Below are 21,440 nucleotides of genomic sequence, written 5' to 3'. Positions count from 1 at the left end.
TCCACGAACCGGATGATGGACTGTTTTGACCTTATTCGGAACGGAGCGTTCTCCATTAAGATGCGAAAATTAAACACGTTTGGCAGAGTGCTCGGCATCCTCCTCATCGTAACTATCCCGATTGGCATTCAGTACAGCAATTCGCATCAAGTCAGCATGAAGGTCGTACAGAAGGAATTGCGGGAAGCAGGCAAACAGCGCTTGGCCGGTCTATCCACGCAGCTCGACACGGTACTGGAGCAGTTGTCGATGAATGCCATTATGCTCGGCCAGGATCCGACGATAAGGGAGTTTCAATATCTGTATTCCCTCCCCGGGCTGCTCGACCCTTCACGCACCAAAAATGCCATAGTGGAAAAGCTTGTGCTCAACAGTACAATTATGCGATGGCCAAACAACATAAGCGTCTACGCGACTACCGTTCAAGAGGTGCTATCAAGCGGAGCGAGGGTGGAATACGACGAGGCTTATCTGCGGCAATACATGTCGCGCAGTTGGGCGTATCGATCCGGAGGAGCAGGCAGCAGCGGCAAGTTTTATTGGTATAGCGTAGATCCCATTACCGCCTATAATGATGTGAAGCAGGCTAAGCTCATCGTCGAAGTCAGCTTTCCTGCAGATAATTTTATCAATAAGTTGGATGAATATAAGGCTTCGAGCGGCAGTGCGCCTTTCTTGTTTCATACCGGCGAGCCGGTCATTGCCGATCGCTTGGCGAACAGGTCGCTGGCTTATCGGATTGCCGATGCCGCAAGCGACAAGAAGCAGCTGCAAGATAACGACTCCGTAGTGACCATTGATCATGAACAATTCCTCGTAAACGCCATTCCCACCTCAATGCCGAATTGGGTGCTCATTGATTATGTCCCGCTTAGTGCTATTCTGAAGCCGATCGAAGCCAGTCGAACCCGGTTTTATCTCTCGGTCGGCGTGTTCTCGCTGCTTGCAATCGGAGCAGCCTTCTTCTTGTACCGCGATGTCCAAGTTCCTATCAAAATGCTGCTTAAAGGGGTTCGCCGATTTAAGAGAGGCGATTACTCCGTGCGGATTGCCGAGCCCTCGAATCCGGAGTTTATTTATCTGGTGCAAGGCTTTAACGAAATGGCCGTGGAAATCCAAGGCTTAATCGAGAAGGTCTATAAGGAGGAGCTTCGCTCGCGCGAGGCAACGCTTAAGCAGCTGCAATCGCAGATTGCTCCGCATTTCATATATAAATGTCTATATTTCATCAAAAATATGGCGCAGATCGGCAACGATGCGGCCGTGGCGACGATGTGCGTCCAGCTCGGCAAGTTCTATCGCTATGCGGCACGGACGGAGAATCAAAGCGCCACGCTTGCGGAAGAAGTGGAGCTGATTCGCAGCTACCTTATGATTCAGTCGCTGCGGATGCACAAGATTGAATACCGGATTGATTTGCCCGAATCGATGCTGGGGCTTCATGTGCCGCGTTTCCTGCTGCAGCCGATCATTGAGAATGCTGTCCTTCATGGCTTAGAGCCGCTTAATGGCAGTGGTATGATTGCGGTGCGAGGGGAAATACGGCCAGGTTTCGAGGGCTATCGGATTCTAATAGAGGATAACGGCTGCGGAATTGCACCGGAATCGCTGGCCGCTCTGAATCGCAGCTTCTCGTTTCCCCTTGCGGAAGAGAATGGCTGCGGCATGTGGAATGTGCATCAGCGGCTGCTGCATTATTTTGGCCATGGAGCGGGATTGACCTTGCAGCAATTACCGCAAGGAGGTACGAGGGCTATCTTGCATTGGCCGGGAAGCGAGCATGACAATCCGTAGATAGGAGAGGCGCCATGCATCAAATTCTGCTCGTAGACGATGAACGTTCCGTCGTTGATAATTTGGAGGTTATTATTCCGTGGGAAGAGCTCGGCGTCGGCACGGTGTACAAAGCTTACTCAGGCGATGAAGCTGCGGTAATTCTAGATAAGAATGCGGTCGATGTCGTCATTACCGACATTCGAATGCCGGGCATGAGCGGTTTGGAACTGATCGAGTATATTCGTCGTACCGCCAAGAAGACGAAATGCATTCTGCTATCCGGTCATGCCGAATTCGACTTTGCGAAGAAGGCGCTGCAGGTGCAGGCTGACGATTATTTAATCAAACCTGTTGCTGATGAGGAACTGATGGAAGCTGTCCGGAAGGCGCTCCTCCAATTGAGCAAGGAATGGGAGGAGCTGCACTCCTATAAGCATCTTGCTCGGCTGATGCAAGACAATCTCCCATTGATTCGCCGGGATCTGCTCGATGATTTGCTGCATGGCCAATGTCCCTCGGATGCCGTTCTGGCGCAGAAAATCAACATGATCGAGCTTCCTTTTACGCCTGGGGATGACGTGTTTATGCTGTTGATTCGGGTAGAGGAAGGTTTCGCCGCGTTTGACCGAAGCCGGTCGGTCTTGCTGGAGTTTGCGATGGCGAACATCGTGGAGGAAGTATTTGGCCCTTATTTCGCGGTGTGGAGCGGCGTGGATGAGCATGAGAACCTCGTATTTGTATTGCGCTCATTGGAAGGAACTGCAGCCGCTGTTGCTCACGGGAGCGGCGGTCAGCGGGTGGTGCTGGAGCGGCTGGCGGAGCAACTGCAAAATCATGTCGGCCTGTATCTGAAAGGTCACATTTCCATCATTATAAGCGGACCAGACTTGTTCCCGCAGCGGCTGCAAGAGCTCTATCGAAGCTGTCTCTTTGCCATGCGCAATAAAACGGGCGGCGAACGAGGATTCTTCATCCTCACGGATGAATTGCCGGAGGGTCGTGAGTTTCATGCGCTGAGCAGCCTGCATGAGCCGCCGTCGCTCATCCTGCTTATTGAAGCAGGCAGAATGGAAGACTTATGGGCAAAGCTAGAGCGTATCTTCCGGGAAATGGCCGCGGGCTCTGCGCATTTCTATGAGCGCTGCATGGAAGTTTACTATTGTCTGTGCACCGGCTTTATTCATTTCGCGCACCAGAACGGCAAGTCATTAGCCGAATTGATTCGGCCGGAGGACTATGCCTTGTTTGACGGGCCGGTTCATTTTCGTACAGTTGAAGGGCTGCGGAAGTGGGCGTTCAGCGTGCTGGAGCAGCTGGAATTCAGCGTGCACCAAGAGATCAAGGATTCACGGGGGATGATCGTGCGGCAGGTGAATCAATTTATCGAGCGCAATCTGTCGCAAGGGATTTCGGTGCCGCTCATTGCGGATCAGGTTCATCTGCATCCAGCCTACTTGTCCAGAGTCTACAAATTGGAAACCGGCGAGAGCATCAGTGACTATGTGTACCGTACTCGCATGGAGAAGGCGGTCCACCTGCTCAAGCATACCGAGGTGAAAATTTACGAGATTGCCGCTAAGCTCGGCTATCAGAACGACTCTTATTTCATAAAAGTGTTCAAGAAGCATTATGGGATGACACCTCAGGATTGTAGGGATCAATAGCGCTTGAGATAGCGCCTGGGAAGTGGGGGGCTATTTGTTGTGGGCAGGGGGAGCCGGACGGACTCGGCTTGCCCTGGCCAGCGAACCGGGTGCGCGAATCGCGCGAACCGCGCCACTGCGCCAGTCGCGCCGACCGGCCCAATTACCTCAATCTAACCAGCCAAACAGTTCAGCCTCCCTGCCAGTCAGCTCAACCACCCGACCCAACAGCCAACTCGACTCACCCAGCCAGCTCAACCCACCTAACTCTACTCACCAAGCCAAACTTGTCCAACCACCTAACCAGTCTAGCTCTAACGAACTGTACAGGTCTTATTTGCCTCAAAATAGCTCCCCAAAAAATCTAACGAACCGTGGAGGTCTTATTTGATGATTTAGTGGTGGGTTGGAACCGATTTTGCTGAAATAAGGCCCCTATGGTTCGTTAGAATTTCAAAGGCTAGAAACCCGACCGAATAAGGCCTCTACGGTTCGTTAGCTACTTGCGGACTGCGTGTTACTGGGGGAGAAGGAGCGAAAATCGGCGTGCGTGCCCATAACAGCATCTACTTATCATTTTGCTGTAAATATTACCAAAACGGCATTTACTGAAAGGGATTTCGGACATATAATTTAAATTGTAAATTAATTCAGCAGCGGAAGGAGCATGCCTGGTGGAGCGTTTGGCGATCGAGCAGGGGAAGCCGGTTCGCAGTAAGCCGTGGACCTTTCAATTCCACGGACCGGATGAGATTGGTGAGCTGGAGAAGGAATATGTACTGAAGGCATTGGACTCTCGCAGGATGTTCCGTTTTATGAATAAGCAGGAAGAGTCATACCCGGCCTTGTTAGAGAAATTTTATAAGGATCGGCTAGGAGTGTCGTATGCGCTCGCCGTTAATGGGGGCACATCCTCGTTGATTTGCGCATTGGCAGCGGCAGGCATCGGTCCCGGAGATGAAGTGATCGTGCCCGCGTATACGTTTATCGCGACTGCGGCAGCGGTCGTGGCGGTGCGGGCCGTCCCTGTCATCGTAGAGTGCGATGATACGCTGAATATGGATCCTGCCGCATTCAAGGCTGCGATTACTCCCTATACCAAGGCGGTTATTCCTGTTCATATGCGCGGCGTCATGGCACAGATGAACGAAATTATGACCATTGCCAAGCAGCACGGCCTTGTCGTTATTGAAGATGTGGCGCAAGCCAATGGCGGTTCCTATTTCGGCAAACCTCTGGGATCGATCGGCGATTATGGCTGCTTCAGCTTTCAGCATTATAAAGTCATTACCGCCGGAGAGGGCGGCATGGTCGTGACGAACAGCCTTGAAGGCTATATTCGTGCTGGCCATCAGCATGACTGTGCGTTTCAGTTCTGGGGCGGCGATAATTCTGTGGATACCATACCAGGCGAAAATTACCGCATGAGTGAGATTAACGGCGCATTGGGCTTTGCGCAAGCGCAGAAGCTGGACACGATTCTGGGTCAGCTTCGAGAGAACAAGCAGCGTATCGTTGCCGGCGTAGCGCAAGTACCTGGGCTGACGCTTCAGCGTGTTGTTGATCCAGCAGGGGATTGCGGCGTTAGCTTCGTGTTCTATTTGCCGGAGGGCAATAAGGCCTCAGCATTTAGCAAAGCGCTGCAAGCCGAGGGTATTCCGAACGGAACCGTCGATAATGGCGGCGTTGCGGACCGGCACATCTATCGGAATTGGGATTATATTTTGCAGAAAAGAATGGCTTCTCCCGTTGGGACGCCTTGGAATTGTGACGCGTATAAAGGCAGCGTAAGCTATGACCCGGATATGTGTCCGGTCACCTTGGATTATTTGGGCCGGGCGATCAGCATTGGCCTTCATCAGCGGATGTCGAATGAGGATTGCGATGATGTCATCCAAGCCATTCAGAAGGTGGCCGCAGTTCTTCTATAACCCTGTCTCCGCCGAAGGCTGAGAGTCGCAAAACGGGACTCTCAGCGGCGAAACCGCGCCAAAAAGTAGCTGAGAGTCGGAAAAACATACTCTCAGCACCCAAACAAACCAAACCATGCCTCCGCCGAGGGCTGAGAGTCGCAAAACGCGACTCTCAGCGGCGAAACCGTACCAAAAAATAGCTGAGAGTCGGAATAACATACTCTCAGCACCCAAACTAACCCAACCCTGCCTCCGCCGAAGGCTGAGAGTCGTAAAACGCGACTCTCAGCGGCGAATACGCATCAAAAAATAGCTGAGAGTCGGATAAACTTACTCTCAGCACCCAAACTAACCCAACCCTGCCTCCGCCGAAGGCCGAGAGTCGTAAAACGCGACTCTCAGCGGCGAAAACGCACCAAAAAATAGCTGAGAGTCGGATAAACTTACTCTCAGCACCCAAACTAACCAATCCATGCCTCCGCCGAAGGCTGAGAGTCGCTAAATGCGACTCACAGCGTCGAAACCGCGCCAAAAAGTAGCTGAGAGTAGGAAAAACATACTCTCAGCACTCAAACTAACCCAACCCTGCCTCCGCGAAAACTAATCTCACTTTGCCTCGCAGGGGCAGGGAATCTAGAAACGACACACTCTGCTCTGAGCGAGATTAAAGCATAATAAGCAGATATGCCGCTTAACGCCTAAGAATTAGTTAGTTTAGAGTGCGATAAGAGGATATACCGCTTATCGATCCTGATTTCGAGTCGAAGGAGCTCGTGGCGACGATAGCTCAGGAGTTAAGCGGATATGCCGCTTAACTCCCAAGAATTAGTTAGTTTAGAGTGCGATAAGAGGATATACCGCTTATCGATCCTGAATTTCGAGTCGAAGGAGCTCATAGCGGCGATAGCTCAGGAGTTAAGAGGATATGCCGCTTAACGCCTAGTAATTAGTTAGTTTAGAGTGCAATAAGAGGATATACCGCTTATCGATCCTGAATTTCGAGTCGAGGCTGCCCATAGCGGCGATAGCTCAGGAGTTAAGAGGATATGCCGCTTAAAGCCCAGTAATTAGTTAGTTTAGAGTGCAATAAGCGGATATGCCGCTTATCGCTCCTGATTTTCGAGTCGAAGGAGCTCATAGCGGCGATAACTCAGGCGTTAAGAGGATATGCCTCTTAAAGCCCAAGAATAAGTTAGTTTAGAGTGCGATAAGAGGATATGCCGCTTATCGCTCCTGAATTTCGAGTCGAAGGAGCTCATAGCGGCGATGACTCAGATGTTAAGCGGATTCCACCGGGTTTATGCACTCACACTAACCTCCACTGCCTCCTCCGAATGGCTGAGAGCCGCAGCTCGATGGCTGCTGCTCGATTCTGGCAGATCGTCTTAGTTTTATCCCATATCCTCCAAGATGATCGGACGTTTCGGGTGTAAATTGGAGATATATCCGATTCATAAAGGGGACTTGAGCGCATGTTGAATTCGAAGATCCAAGTAGCTGAAGAAAAAGTGCAATTTTATCGTGAAAATGGTTTCGTGCAGATTGATAATATTTTATCGCCGGAGGAGTTAGTGGAGTTTCAAGGATATATGGATGAGACGATGAACAACCAAGGTGCGCGTGGGCTGCAAACGGATCAGGCTGGCGGCGCGTATTACAAGGTGCTGAACCAACGCGTGAATACGTGGCGGGATCACGGGGGAATGGCACGCTTCGTGCTTGGCGAGCGTTTCGCGGATATGGGCAAGCAACTGACGGGGTTCGATGGCATTCGCCTCTTCCACGATCATGCTTTGCTGAAGATGCCCGGCGATTCCAAAGTAACGCCTTGGCATCAAGACCGTCCATATTGGCCGGTTAAGGATACGGAGCCGATGGTCGCATTCTCGATCTGGATTGCGCTCGACGATGTGGACGAGAACAACGGCTGCATGATGTTTGTACCGAAGTCGCAGAAAATCCGCAACCTGAAAGGCGTCGACCTTGTGACGCCGGAGGATATTTTCGCACAGGAAGGTGCGAAAGAGCTGGATCGCAACACAGCCGTCATCTGCCGTATGAAGGCGGGAAGCTGCACGTTCCATGATGGGATGACGTTCCATTTTGCCCATGCGAATAACTCGGATAAGCCGCGCCGCGCGATGGCGATTGTCTTCTTCAAGGACGGCACGACCTACAGCGGAGCGGGGCATGTGTGCACAGACGGCCTTGGTTTTGAAGTGGGGGACAAGATACAAGGCGGCTTAATGCCGAAGCTTGCGTAAGTCGCATATATCCAACTACTGGGTATTTATTGCAACGCAATTGTAATGTAACTGAAATGCCAAATTCATCTGGTTTTAATCTTCGGCGCCTATAATAAGACTCAACCCCCTATTATATATATTCTTTTAAGACCCGCGGCCCGTTGCTGCGGGTCTCCTTTTTTGTGTTTTGTCTACTTCAACGGCAATCGGTTAATACTGCGCAATAAGAAGATTAATAGACTTTACAAACGATTTTTGCGGGTGGTATGCTGAAGGCATTCACTTTATGCTAAGAAACATAAAACATATTATAAATGGGGAACACTCGATGCTCGAACTCTCTATCAACGAACCGGATCAATTAGTAAAGGTCGCACATGCGCTGTCATCGCATACCAGGCTGAAGATTATCAAGCTGCTCCTGAATCATAACAACATGAATATAAATGAGATCGGCGAGAAATTGGGCATTCCGGTGTCCACGGCCGGCGTGAACGTGAAGGTGCTGGAAGAGGCAGGGCTTATACTGACCGAGATATTGCCTGCAAGCCGCGGCGCCATGAAAGTATGCAAGCGGAATTTCGACGATGTCAGAATGATCTTGAATCCGATCAAAGGGTACATCAAGAAGGAGCAAATCTTTGAAATCGAAATGCCGATCGGTCATTACGTCGACGTGGAAGTGCATCCGACCTGCGGCATCGCCAACACGGAGTCGATGGTGATCCCGGAAGACGATCCTGCAAGCTTCTTTCATCCGGAAGGCCGCACAGCGCAGATCGTCTGGCTGAGACAAGGCTGGATCGAATACCGCTTTCCTCGTTCGCTGCCGCGGAACATCGATATGAAAGCAATCGAATTTTCGCTCGAGCTTTGCTCGGAGGCCCCTAATTTCAATAACGACTGGCCATCGGACATCACGGTTTGGATTAATGACATCGAAGTGGGAACATGGACGTCTCCCGGTGATTTCGGCGATAAGCGAGGTAAGAATAATCCGGAATGGTGGCATGACAGCAGCACGCAATACGGGCTGTTAAAGACGTTTCGGGTGGACAAGGATAAGAGCACGGTCGATAATCACAAGGTGTCCGATGTGACGCTGCAAGATCTGCACATCGATGCCCAGCCGAACATTCGGTTTAAGGTCGGCGTGAAACCGGATGCCGTTCATAAAGGCGGGCTGAATTTGTTCGGCCGCGGATTCGGAAACTACGATCAGGACATTATTATGAAGGTGCATTATGAGCCTGCTATAGAATGATTTGAAAAAAACAACATAGTTGTTTATAACGGCGCTTATGCGCTTGTTTTTTTGTTATTAATAACAATAATTTTGTTAGAAAGCGTTGACATCGGCGTTGAAGCGAACATATAATTTGTTTTATATTGGGCGAAATGGTCGAGTTGCCAAAGCAATACGCCATTGGATCGGAGGGATGGAATCGTTTCATGCAAATTCCGAATGAAATCATGCAATTTTATCATAAATCCGACTCTGAAATTTCGATTGAAACATAAAAGTTGTTTATAACTCGATAAGGAGTACGAGTAGATGACGAATCCAGCTAAAACCTTTCAGAATCCCATGATGAAGAGCGGAGCGGATCCTTGGATGTATCGGCATTCCGACGGCTTCTACTATTACATGGTAACCCGCGGCAACCGCTTGGAGCTGCATCGGTCACGAACCATGAGCGGAATTGCCCAATCGCCTCCGACCACGATTTGGCTTCCTCCATCCGAAGGTCCGGGCAGCAGGGAGTTATGGGCACCGGAAATTCATTTCGTTCAGGACAAGTGGTATGTCTACTTTACGGCGAGCGATGGCAGCGGAGATAACGGACGTAAAGTTTATGTATTGGAAAATGAAAGCGCCAACCCGGCACAAGGAGCATGGACGGAGAAGGGAGCGATCAATACGGCGCTGCCCGGACTGGACGGCACAATATTGCAGCATGCTGGCAAGCTGTACTTTATGTATGCCGGTTACGGTCATTTCCCCGAATACGGCTCGGCGATTTACGCGGCTCGGATGGACAATCCATGGACGCTGACAGGGCCGGAAGCGCTGCTGACGAAACCGGAATTCGAATGGGAGAAGCAAGGCGGCATGGCGATCAATGAAGGCCCGTGTTTCCTTGTCCGATACGGCAAGGTGTTCCTTATCTACTCTGCCAGCACGACTTGGTCGGACGATTATTCATTAGGCATGCTTGCAGCGGATGAAAGAAGCGATCTCTTAGACCCGGATTCGTGGACCAAAAGCGATCACCCGGTATTCGCGAAATGTACGGATAACAGCGTATATGCGCCGGGCCATAACAGCTTTACGCAATCGCCGGACGGCCTTGAGGATTGGATCGTCTATCATGCGATTCCTCAGTCGGAGGGCGGCGCCGGCATGAGGCAGCCTCGGATGCAGAAATTCAATTGGACAGCGGCAGGATACCCTGATTTCGGTAAACCGCTTGCCTCAGGTATCGACTATCCTGTTCCATCCGGAGAGTACTCGGAGGAAACGGACGACTCACAAACAAACCAACCGGGAGGAAATGTACAACATGATTAAAGGAACCGACATTAGACCTGAATATCCAAGACCGAGTCAGAAGCGTGAGCAATGGCTGAGCTTAAACGGAGAATGGGACTTCGCTTTCGACGACGAGAGGAAGGGCGAAAGCGATAAGTGGTATACGAACGCAGCGCCATTTTATCTGAAGATTCAAGTGCCGTTCGCTTACCAAAGCGCGCTTAGCGGAATCGGCGATGCTTCCTTTCATGATGTGGTCTGGTACCGGAAAATGATCCACGTGCCGAGCGAATGGAGCGGACAGCGGATCGTCCTTCATTTCGGCGCGGTCGATTATAAGGCAAAGGTGTGGGTGAACGAACAGCTGGCTGTTACCCATGAAGGCGGCCACACGCCATTCCGGCAGGATATCACCGACCTGTTGAAGGACGGCGGGAACGTCATCACGGTAAGAGCGGAAGATGACAGCTTGGACCTGACGCAGCCAAGGGGCAAGCAGTATTGGGAAGAGCAATCGGCCAGCATTTTCTATACGCGTACGACGGGGATCTGGCAAAGTGTGTGGCTGGAGCCTGTGCATGCCGTACATATCGATAAATTGAAGTTTAAGCCGGATATTGACCGGAATGAAATCGAGATTCGCACTTTTGTGTCGGAAGCGGCGGCACGACAAGAAGTATGGGTGGAAGCGGCCATCAGTTTCGAAGGCGAGGCGGTAGCGGAAGAAAGATTCAAAGTGAACGGCAGAGAAGAGTCGAGAACGATTCGCCTTCATGATTTTAACGATCATGGATTGGGACGCTGGTGGTCGCCGGAGAAACCGAATCTGTACGATGTCCGTTTCCGCCTTAGTGTAGACGGCCATGTCGTGGATGAATGCGACAGCTACTTCGGCATGCGTAAAGTATCTATCGAGAACGGTAAGTTCAACTTGAACAACCGTCCGTACTTCATGCGTTTGGTGCTCGATCAAGGCTACTTCCCGGATGGTATTCTGACCCCGCCTTCGGAAGAGGCGATTCTGAAGGATATTGAACTGACCCGAGCAATGGGGTTCAACGGGGTGCGCAAGCATCAGAAGACGGAAGATCCCCTGTTCCTCTATCATTGCGATCGCAATGGCCTCCTCGTATGGGGAGAATGCGCGAACGCTTATCAATACTCGGAAACCTACGCCGGTCGTTTTACCCGCGAGTGGCACGAGATTGTTGAGCGTGACTACAACCATCCATGCATCGTGGCTTGGGTTCCGATTAACGAGAGCTGGGGCGTGCCTAACATTCAAATCGATGTCAGGCAGCAGCAGCATGCACTGGCGATGTATCATTTGGTCAAATCGTTAGATGATACAAGGCCTGTTATCGGCAACGACGGCTGGGAGATGCTCGAGACGGACTTCGTAGCGATTCATGATTACGAGTGGCGCGAAGAGGTGCTGGCTGAGCGATATGCGACCACAAGCAGCGCACTCGAAGCGATGCCGGCCAACCGCAGAATCTTCGTAGGCGATGCATCGTATAAGGGGCAACCCGTTATGGTCACGGAATTCGGAGGCATTTCGTTCCGCAAAAGCGACTGGGAAGGCTGGGGGTATTCCGGCGCAACCGACGATGAGGATTTCCTCAAGCGGTTGAACGCCGTGTTTCGCCCGCTGCTCTTGTCTCCGGTGGTACAAGCGGTTTGTTATACGCAATTAACGGACGTCGAGCAAGAAATTAACGGTCTGCTCACGTACGATCGCGTTCCTAAAGTTCCGCTTGAGGCGATTCGCCGGATCGTGACCGGACAGAGCGCAGGAGATTCGAAATGACGACGAAAATGTATAGACCCGGCTACCCGAGACCTCAATTCGTGCGTGAGCAGTGGACGGATTTGAACGGAGAATGGCGCTTCGGCTTCGACGACGAGAATCGGGGCGAGGCGGATGGCTGGCCGCGCAGCTTCGGCGGTGATCGAACGATCGTCGTTCCGTTCTCCTACGAAACCCCAGCGAGCGGCATCGGTGACGAAGCTCATCATCCGAACGTCTGGTACAACCGATCATTCGATGTGCCGGCCAGCGAGGAAGGCAAGCGAATAGTGCTTCATTTTCAGGCGGTCGATTATACAGCGAAAGTATGGATAAACGGCGAATACATCGGCCGTCACGACGGAGGGTATACGGCATTCTCGTTTGACATTACACCGTACGTCAAGATAGGCGGCACGAACGAGCTGACCGTAAAGGCTGAGGACAGCATGGACGCGACGCAGCCGCGGGGCAAGCAAAGATGGGTTGCCGAGAACTTCGAATGCTTCTATGTGCAGACAACCGGTATCTGGCAATCCGTATGGCTGGAATTCGTCTCGTCGGTACATGTGGACTCTGTCAAAATAACGCCGGACATCGATGCCCGTTCCGTACGCTTCGAATATCAGGTTAAAGGCGGGGCGTACGCAGGCGGAGATTATCGTATCGAGACACTTGTTACGCTGAAGGGCCGTCAGGTGAAGCAGGTAAGTCTGACGATCGACCGTCCGTGGCTGCAGCTCGATGTCGATCTTGTACACGAGATGAACGGTCCTTGGAAACATTGCCACTGGTCGCCGGAGCATCCGAATTTATATGATGTGGAGTTCGTGCTCTATCAAGGCGACCTGGTGGTCGATCATGTGTACGCCTACTTCGGCATGCGCAAGATTTCAATCGAGAAAGGCAAAGTGCTGCTCAATAACGTGCCGATCTATCAGCGGCTCGTACTCGACCAAGGCTACTGGCCGGACAGTCATCTGACGCCTCCGTCGGAAGCGGCACTTATCGAGGATATCGATAAATTGCTGGAGATGGGCTACAACGGCGTTCGCAAGCATATGAAGGTGGAGGACGCGCGCTTCCTATACTGGTGCGACGTGAAAGGCGTGCTCGTCTGGTCGGAAATGGCGGCGACGTTTGAGTTTAACGATAATGCCATCCAGAAGTTCACGACGGAGTGGATGGAGGTCGTTCGGCAGCAGTACAACCATCCGAGCATTATTACTTGGGTTCCCTTCAATGAGTCGTGGGGGGTAATGAACATCCTGCACGACCGGCGCCAGCAGAAGCTGACGGAAGCGGTATACCACCTCACCAAGGCGTTCGATCCGAATCGTCCGGTCATTACGAATGACGGATGGGAGCATACCGTATCCGATATCTTGACCTTGCACGACTATGTGGAGACCAAAGAAGAGTTTCTGCAGCGTTACGCGAGCAAGGATGAAATCGTTCATAACGAAAAATCGTTCAATCAATGGAAGTACGCGTTCGCAAGCGGCTACTCGTACACCGGGCAGCCGATCATCGTCAGCGAGTTCGGCGGAATTGCTTTACGCTCCGATAAAGGCTGGGGCTACGGCAACCAGGTGGAGTCGGAGGAAGCATACTTGGACCGCTTCCGCGGCATACATGAAGCCATCAAGGCTACCGATTATATCGTGGGGTACTGCTACACCCAAATTACGGACGTTCAGCAGGAAGTGAACGGTTTGCTGAACGACCGTCGGGAGTCGAAGGTACCGCTGGAGAAGTTACGTGAAATCAATTTGGCTTAGGAGCGATGAATATGACCATGGACCGATATAGACCGAGCTATCATTTTACGCCGCCGCATAATTGGATGAATGACCCTAACGGGCCTTTTCAATTAAACGGAGAATATCATTTGTTCTATCAACATAACCCTTCGGCTCCGCAGTGGGGCACGATTCACTGGGGTCATGCCAAGAGCACGGACTTAGTAAACTGGACGCATTTGCCGGTTGCGCTGGCACCATCAAACGAGCTTGGTGAATCCCATTGCTACTCGGGCTGCTCGGTCGTTAACGGCGACGAGGTGAAATTGTTCTATACGAGCATCGGCGAGGGCGAACGGAATGCGACAAGCGGGGCACAGCAGTGGACAGCCGGCGCCGGAGAGGGAGATTTGCTCACTTGGCGTAAGCCGGGGGACGCCAACCCCGCATTGACCTCCGAATTACATGGCGAAACGCGCATCACGGAGTGGAGAGATCCTTATGTCTGGAAACAGCAGGACGGCTGGCGGATGCTGCTTGGCGGCATCGAAGGCGAGAAAGGCTGCGGCATGATCTACAGCTCTGACGATTTGGAGAAGTGGGACTACAAGGGAATTTTCTATAAAGGTGAGGAATGGATATGGGAATGTCCGCATCTCTTCCGTTTCGACGATGATAAGGCTGTCTTGTTCTACTCCCCGAGCGGACCGGTTCGCTATTTATCCGGAACGATTCGCGAAGACAGGCTGACGGATGTTATGAAGCACGGCACGATCGATGGCGGAGGCTGGGAAGGGTACTATGCTTCGACCGGGTTCGTGGATGAGAACGGCCGCCGCATTATGCTGGGCTGGGCTCCGGAAGGCAGAGGAGAGAACTTCCCGGTAAGCTTGGATTGGGCGGGGACGCTGGCGCTGCCGCGAGTCGTCGAGCTGAAGCCGAACGGCGCGCTCGCGATGGCTCCTGTTCCGGAGCTGGAGAAGCTGAGGGGCGATAGCCGGAGCTTCGCCAAGCTGAACATCGGACAAGCGCCAAAGGATATGGGCATTCGTTCGACGGCTTGCGAAATTGTGGTGGATGTGGATAGACGGACATTGGAGGATGGGGAATTGGTTGTCGCGTTGTTTGCCTCTTCATGCGGCCGCGAGCGCACGGATGTACGCCTCGACTTGGCAGCGAATACGGTTGTCATCGACCGCTTGCAATCCAGCTTGTTCCCGAACGTGAATAAGTCGGCGGTGGAGGCGAAGTTGCCTGACGCAGCTGGTGCTGAGACGCTTAGACTGCGTATTTTCGCGGATCAATCCATTATCGAAGTATTCGCGGATGATGAAACATGCCTGACGGCAAGGGTCTACCCTTCCTTGGAGGACAGTAACGGCATCGAGCTGCGTTCGAGCGGCGGCGTGGCTGTATGCGACGTGAAGATCTGGGAGATGAAGGCGGCGGAACTCCAATGACAACAAACCGTGCAGTGAAGGTTACGAAGCGATATCTAAACATTCCGATTCACAACGATGCTCCGCTCAGCTTCATCGCACTAATTCAGGACGGCGTCGAAATGAAGCGGTTGGAATTGAAACTTGCTGTGGATAAGGTTCAATCTTGGTTCACATGGGATGCGGACGCGTATATAGGCTGTGAGTTGGAAGTGAAATCGGGAAACGAAGTGCTCCGTGCGGAGCACTTCGTTTTTCAAAGCGAGCAGTCGGCGGAAGAGCGGCACTTATACGGAGAGACGGTTCGTCCCCAGTTCCATTACACGGCCAGGAAGGGCTGGATCGGGGAACCGGTCGACTTCTACCGGGAACAAGGCCAGTGGCATGTACGGTATGAACATCGATTATATAAAACTAGCGAATCTGCATTTACAGGTCATGCGGTAAGTAAGGACCTTATTCATTGGCATGAAGCGGAAGTGGACTATGATACGCTGCTGGCAGCTAACGACGAGGAAAGAAAAACGCTGCCGTCTCGTTTAGTGGAATTGCCGGTGAATGGAGACGTAACCCAAAAGAAATGGCTGCATCTCCATGACGACAACTTGTATTCGGTCGGCACTTTGGAGGAAGAGCGCTTCGTGGCTGAGAGCGAACCCGCAGCCTTGCAGCATGGAAACCACTCCGATGGGCTGATATATCAGGCTGAGGATGGCAGGTGTATCTTAGTAGGTTTCAGCCGGGGGTTGCATTATCCGGAGATGCCGTTTCATCAACAAATGCTTATTCCTGCCGAGTTGAAATTGCTGCAGACAGAGCAAGGCGTAACGGTTCAAGCTGAGCCGGTTGCAGAGCTGCAGAACTTGCGGATCTGGCAGAGAACGTGGTCGGACATCGCTTTGCAGGAAGGGACAACCTTCGAAGAAAGCTTGCATTTTCGCATGGCGCCGGCAGATTGGCCGGATGTTCGGATTTTGCCGGCTGAGAATAAACCTGACGATATTACAGCAGATGCGCTGGATGTTGTGTTGGAGCTCGAGATGGAAACAAATTCCACGCTCGAAATTGGGCTATACGGAGTTCGTATTTTATTAGATACTGGGAAGAAAACGATTGCATGCCAGGACGTCGTTGCTCCTATAGCGCAGGCAGCTGGAGGGATGAAGCTGCGATTGCTGCTGGATCGAGCATCATTGGACCTATTCGCATGCGAAGGCGCAGTCCGGATGACGGTTGCCGCGGAACCAAACTATTCGGAGCGTAGGATTCAGTTGTCGTGCCCTAGCGGCGGAATTGTAAGGGTGAATGCGGTGGCGGTGTATGGACTTCGGAGCATTTGGCCGAGTCCGGATGAAAGCCGGCTCATTCAAGAGGCGGTTAAGGACAACACGGTCGTCTATCAATCGGATAGCTATACGGTATATAGCAACCGAGTAGAGGACTCCGTCTATGGAGAGCCGCCTGCCTACGTGCCCGACCGCCATACAATCGTATCGCCTACCCGCGCCATCGAAGAATTCGTCTGGCGCAAAAATTGGGCGAACGATATGAACCGTGTCATTGATCGCGGCAATGTCTGGCATCCGAAACCGGAGATTTCAAGACTGCCCGCAATCTTCACCGGTCACGCGACAATCGACGCCGCTTACAATCTCGCAGCCGATATTTTCTATCGTTGCGGCTCCGCCGAGTTTGCCCGCAAGGGCGAGGAAGGCATGTGGACCGCAGGTCAATTCCAAGGTCCGGGAGAAGGCTTCGGCGTGTGGGTGCGTGATACCGCGCACATCGCCATGCGTTCGGGGAGCATTCTGGATCCGGAAGGCGCCAGAGAATCGCTGCTCTTCACGACGAAGGGCGGATTAGACAACGGCGTAGACGGGATGGCCATGCCGATCGTCGGGATTTGGGATTATTATTTGGCAACGGGCGATCTGACGCTCATTAAGGAATCCTGGCAAGGCCTTAAGGAGCGGATTACCAAGCTTGATGGATTGTTCGATTCAGAGCGCGGCTTAATTCCTGCCGATCAAGCGACCTCCAATGATGCTTTTCCAGAGCCGGAATGTGCCGGATTCAGCCTTGCGACGGAGATCTATTTCATGGAGGCTTTCCGCGCAATGTCACGAATGGGAGCCTATATGGGAGAACCGGAGAGTACGCTTCAAGCATGGGCGGACAGAGGAGAGCTTCTCCTTCGCAATATTCAAAGCCAATATTGGAACGAGGAAGCGGGCTTCTACACGAGCGGTCCCGTCGGCAGCGAGAGCTATGAGCAGGGGTATTGGGAATCGGCCGGACAAGAAATCGCGATGTGGCCGAGGTACGGCGTAGCCAGCGAGGAGCAAAGGCGTTCTATGCTGAGCCGGCTGCCTGAAGTGGCCATGAATGAATTCGGCGTCAACGTATTCCCGTATCGCCCGGAAACGAACCATTTCTGCAATGCGGCTTGGGTCGTCTGGACAAGCGGCATGGCGGCTGCGGCGGGACGAGAGGGCAGATTGGATCTGCTTACCACGCTAATCGCGCAGCAGGTGCGCAATAGTGTAATGAATAAGACCTTCTATGAAGTGATCGACTATCAAACGGGCAAAGCATGGCGCTGGCCGGGTCAGCTCTGGCATGCAGCCGGCTTTATCTCATACTTCCTCTTAGGCGTCTTGGGCATGGAATATGACGAGCAAGGTGCTTCCTTCGCGCCGGCCGTACCTGAGATGCTGCGCGATCTGAAGGTGGAGAACCTTCGCTATCGCAAGGCGGTGTTCGATATTGTCGTCCATGGCTGGGGAACGAATTTCGCGATGCATTGCGATGGGCAAGCAATCAAGCATATTCCCGCCGATCTAGCAGGCAAACATTATCTTGAATTTTGGGCGACTACATAATCGCGGCTCACTGGCCGTTAAGGAGGACGGAATGGGATGAAGACCATCATGAACCATTTACTGCTGCTATTTTCCGTTCGCCGTACGATTCAAGCCCAAATCTTCGTTTCGTTCCTGGTTCTATCGATGCTTGCCTTATCCGGCGTCACCTGGATTTGGTATGCAAGTACGGCAGAGACGATCAAACGAAACGCGATTCAGGACGCTCGAAGCAACATCGTCCAGTCGCATAACAACCTTGAGATCGTCCTCAAAGATTTTGTCAGCATCATTACGCTGGTGTCCATCGATCGTACGAATGTGGTGGAAGTGCTTAATCGGAAGAAAGGGCTGAGCCCTTATATCGATTTCCTTCTGCAGAAGAAACTAGAGGATTTCGTCGGAAGCTTATACTCGTACAAACCTTATATTTCAGCCGTTACGATCGTTGGATTCAACGGAGAGCAGTATTATTCGGGAAGCCCTTATCGGTACATTTCGTACACGGATAAGCCTTGGTTCCGCGAAATCATGAAGGCGAATGGCAAACCTGTTTTTCTGAAAATCGATCGCGACGACTATACGCCAAGCGGCACGACGCTCAAGCCCATGCTGGTCATTGGCCGTGCAATCAAATCCAACGACAAGACGATTGGCGTCGCGCTCTTATATGCCCCTTACGATATCATTCGCAAGGTGTACGATAACGGACCGTTATCAACGACTAGATTTATCGTCATGGACAAACACAATCAGACCTTATTCGAATCGCGTGCCGGGGACAAGCCACCTGAGTTTCAGGACGTCCTAGAGAAGGACGGACAATTGTATGTCAAACAAAACTCCACCTTCTCGGGCTGGACCACCATCGGCGCGGTTTCGGTCGATTCCCTCATCCACGACACGGTCACACTCCGCAACCGCATGTTCGGGGTCATCGGGCTGACACTGGTTGCCGTGCTGGTCGTGTCCATCGTCATTTCGCGGCGCATCACCAATAATTTGCGTCGTCTGCGCGATCGGATGTTCAAGATCGACGAAGGGAATCTCAACTACGTGACCCCGCTGCAATCCAAGGATGAGGTCGGCCATTTGAGCCAAGCCTTCAGCAAGCAGATGGGTCAAATCCACAGTTTGCTGGAGGAAGTCAAGCGGAGGGAGCAGCAGAAGCGGAAGGCCGAGATGAAGGCGCTGCAAGCGCAGATCGACCCGCATTTTCTCTACAACACGCTCAACACCATCCAGTTCTTGGCGCAGCTGCAGCAAGTTCCGAACATTAAGGAAGTGACGACTTCCCTGATTGGACTGCTTCGGGACATTACGAAGAACGACAGCGAGTTTACGACGTTGCAGGATGAAATCACCAACTTGCAGAGGTATGTGAACATTCAGAGTTACCGGTTAGTCCATCCGGTTAACGTTCATTATGAAGTCGAAGATGCAGCGCAGCATTGCCTGATTCCAAGGATGCTGATCCAGCCGCTGTTAGAAAATGCGCTCATACACGGAATAGAGCCTGCCAATCGCAAAGGTATCGTCAGCATTAAGATACAAGCGGACGAGCATCGGCTCACCATCGTTGTAACGGATAATGGGGCAGGCATACCTGAGGATAAGTTGGTTCGTCTGGACAGCTTATTGCTGGAGCCGCTCGATTCCGCTCATGACAACGCGAACGAACCTTCGAAGAATCGATTCTCCGGCTTAGGCGTAATCAACGTCGCCCAGAGAATCCGGCTGCTCTTCGGAAACGAGTACAGTCTGAAGCTGTATAGTCAGCAGGGACTCTTCACGACGGTGGAAATGACTTTACCTATATTGCTGGACAATAGGGAGGATGCCTCATGATAAAGGTTCTGCTGGTCGAAGACGAATTGATTGCTCGTACACATATCCGATCCATGTCCGTTTGGGAAGGGCACGGTTACCGGCTATGTGGCGAAGCGACGAATGGGGAAGCCGCGATTCGGATGATCGGCGAGCTCGAGCCCGATGTGATTCTATCCGATGTAGCGATGCCGTTAATGGATGGCGTCGCCCTATCTCATTATTTGGTAGAGCAGAATCTAGGCATTCCAATCATTATGCTCAGCAGCTACGACAGCTACGATTACGTGCGTATGACGCTTAACAACGGTGCAGTTGATTATCTGCTTAAGCATAGGCTGGACGAAGCTTCCTTGCTGAGTGTGCTGGAGAAAGCCAAACATGAACGGCTTCTTGAACAGAAATCCATCGGCGGCGAGACCCTCAAGTCTTCCGGCATGATTGATCTGCAGGCCAAACAACAGATTGTCAAAGAGTTGGCATTGGGGCACATGAGCGATATACAGGAGTCCGAGTCCAATGTGCGTTTGAATGAAGCAGGCTTCAGCACGAGAAACTTGGTTGTGGGCGCGATGTCGATCGTCCATTATCATATGATGGATTGGCGTCAGCAGGATAAGGATCGCAATTTGTTCATTCGATCGGTGCTTGAATTATGCCAAAGCCAGTCGGAAGGGATCGTCACGCATATCGGCGAAGATCAATTCGCCTTGCTGTTCAGCTTCGAGCGAATACGAAGCGAATCGCAGATTGCTTCCCTCCTCCAAGAAGAGAAAGAGAAGCTGAGGGGGATGTTCTCCAAGTTCATGAATGTCCAAATGATGATCGAATTCAGTCGGTGCGGGCTGCGATTATCCGATATCGCGGACGGTTATCGACAGGCGAAAGGCAAGCTCCAGTCCATGAATGATGCTGTCCTCGGCCCGGATCATCACTCGCCTGCAGCCGGTCTCAGCATCAAGATGGAGAAGCTGCTGCTTGGCGCGTTCGATCAGAAGGACGAGTTTGATATGAACGCGTTAATTGAACGGATCTTCACCGAGCTTGCGGAACAAAGCGCTTCCCATGAATCAGTTCGGTTGACGCTTGTCGAGATGGTGCAGCTTGCGACCAAAGTGGGACAGAAGCATGGCATCGCTTCTCAGACGCTCGAGCGGCTGACCGTGCCGATGCAGATGGGCTTGCGGGATACCGCCGGACCATTAGGATTGAAGGACTCCATCATCCAGATGTACTGCGAGCTACTCGAGACGCTTCGCACCCAAGAACAGTCTGCTTTCAGCGGTTACGTAGGGAAGGCAGTACGCTTCATCGACTCGCGATTCCGGGACAACATCTCGCTGCAGCTTACCGCGGAACACGTCGGCATTAACACCTCCTATCTGAGTCATCTGTTTAAGAAGGAAACCGGCATGTCATTCGTGGAATTCTTGAACCGCAAGCGGATTTCCCGTGCGCAGCAGCTGCTTGAGGAAGGCGTTTCGGTCAAAGCGATCTACGAGCAGGTTGGGTTTAACACGTATAATTATTTCTTCAAAGTGTTCAAAGATATGACCGGAACGACCCCGCTTGATTACGAGAAGAGGTCTTCCGAGCAGAGCGGATAGGAGCCTGGAAGTCTGCTGTAAGCCCTTTCAAAGATATTGGAGTTTGATTCAAAAATATTGAAAT

At 52.0% G+C, this 21,440-nt stretch carries 12 protein-coding genes; all 12 read left to right on the top strand.

All coding sequences use genetic code 11. The features are described 5' to 3' along the window. The first annotated feature begins 60 nt into the window (after nt 1–60). The 12 genes from BLW29_RS23845 (at nt 61) to BLW29_RS23785 (ending at nt 21,376) form a co-directional block, all read left to right on the top strand. The gene (locus BLW29_RS23845) at nt 61–1,794 is read left to right on the top strand and encodes a sensor histidine kinase (protein ID WP_177186799.1); all 1,734 of its coding nucleotides are present in this window, start codon (nt 61–63) and stop codon (nt 1,792–1,794) included. A gap of 14 nt (nt 1,795–1,808) precedes the next feature. After that, nucleotides 1,809–3,440: a response regulator gene (locus tag BLW29_RS23840; RefSeq protein ID WP_090984310.1), complete on the top strand. Its 1,632-nt coding sequence runs from the start codon at nt 1,809–1,811 to the stop codon at nt 3,438–3,440. A 653-nt stretch (nt 3,441–4,093) separates the two neighbouring features. After that, complete coding sequence (locus BLW29_RS23835) at nt 4,094–5,350, top strand: DegT/DnrJ/EryC1/StrS family aminotransferase (protein WP_177186798.1); 1,257 nt, start codon at nt 4,094–4,096, stop codon at nt 5,348–5,350. 1,454 nt (nt 5,351–6,804) lie between these two features. Further along, nucleotides 6,805–7,596, top strand: coding sequence for a phytanoyl-CoA dioxygenase family protein (locus tag BLW29_RS23830; RefSeq protein WP_090984306.1), 792 nt, complete (start codon nt 6,805–6,807; stop codon nt 7,594–7,596). Between the two features lie 310 nt (nt 7,597–7,906). Further along, a complete protein-coding gene (locus BLW29_RS23825) occupies nt 7,907–8,842 on the top strand; it encodes an ArsR/SmtB family transcription factor (RefSeq protein ID WP_090984304.1) in 936 nt (311 codons plus the stop codon). Nucleotides 8,843–9,133: 291 nt separating this feature from the next. Further along, on the top strand, nt 9,134–10,150 hold the full coding sequence (locus BLW29_RS23815; RefSeq protein ID WP_090984301.1) for a glycoside hydrolase family 43 protein: 1,017 nt from the start codon (nt 9,134–9,136) through the stop codon (nt 10,148–10,150). Beyond that, nucleotides 10,143–11,921, top strand: a complete 1,779-nt coding sequence (locus BLW29_RS23810) for a glycoside hydrolase family 2 protein (RefSeq protein ID WP_256208851.1) — start codon at nt 10,143–10,145, stop codon at nt 11,919–11,921. The genes BLW29_RS23815 and BLW29_RS23810 overlap by 8 nt, the downstream gene beginning before the upstream one ends. Next, on the top strand, nt 11,918–13,681 hold the full coding sequence (locus BLW29_RS23805) for a glycoside hydrolase family 2 protein (RefSeq protein WP_090984297.1): 1,764 nt from the start codon (nt 11,918–11,920) through the stop codon (nt 13,679–13,681). The genes BLW29_RS23810 and BLW29_RS23805 overlap by 4 nt, the downstream gene beginning before the upstream one ends. Before the next feature lie 11 nt (nt 13,682–13,692). Further along, nucleotides 13,693–15,102, top strand: coding sequence for a glycoside hydrolase family 32 protein (locus tag BLW29_RS23800; protein ID WP_256208850.1), 1,410 nt, complete (start codon nt 13,693–13,695; stop codon nt 15,100–15,102). Next, complete coding sequence (locus BLW29_RS23795; RefSeq protein ID WP_090984296.1) at nt 15,057–17,963, top strand: alpha-L-rhamnosidase-related protein; 2,907 nt, start codon at nt 15,057–15,059, stop codon at nt 17,961–17,963. Before BLW29_RS23800 ends, BLW29_RS23795 begins: the two co-directional genes overlap by 46 nt. A gap of 36 nt (nt 17,964–17,999) precedes the next feature. Further along, nucleotides 18,000–19,790: a sensor histidine kinase gene (locus BLW29_RS23790; RefSeq protein ID WP_090984294.1), complete on the top strand. Its 1,791-nt coding sequence runs from the start codon at nt 18,000–18,002 to the stop codon at nt 19,788–19,790. Continuing rightward, entirely contained in the window at nt 19,787–21,376 is a 1,590-nt protein-coding gene (locus BLW29_RS23785; protein ID WP_090984292.1) for a response regulator transcription factor, read from the top strand. The genes BLW29_RS23790 and BLW29_RS23785 overlap by 4 nt, the downstream gene beginning before the upstream one ends. Nucleotides 21,377–21,440: the final 64 nt, after the last annotated feature.

Origin of the sequence: Paenibacillus sp. CF384, assembly GCF_900106745.1 — a bacterium.
Lineage (GTDB): Bacteria > Bacillota > Bacilli > Paenibacillales > Paenibacillaceae > Paenibacillus_Z.
The sequence above is the reverse complement of the archived record's forward strand: the minus strand, read 5'-3'. Positions and strand labels throughout refer to the sequence as shown.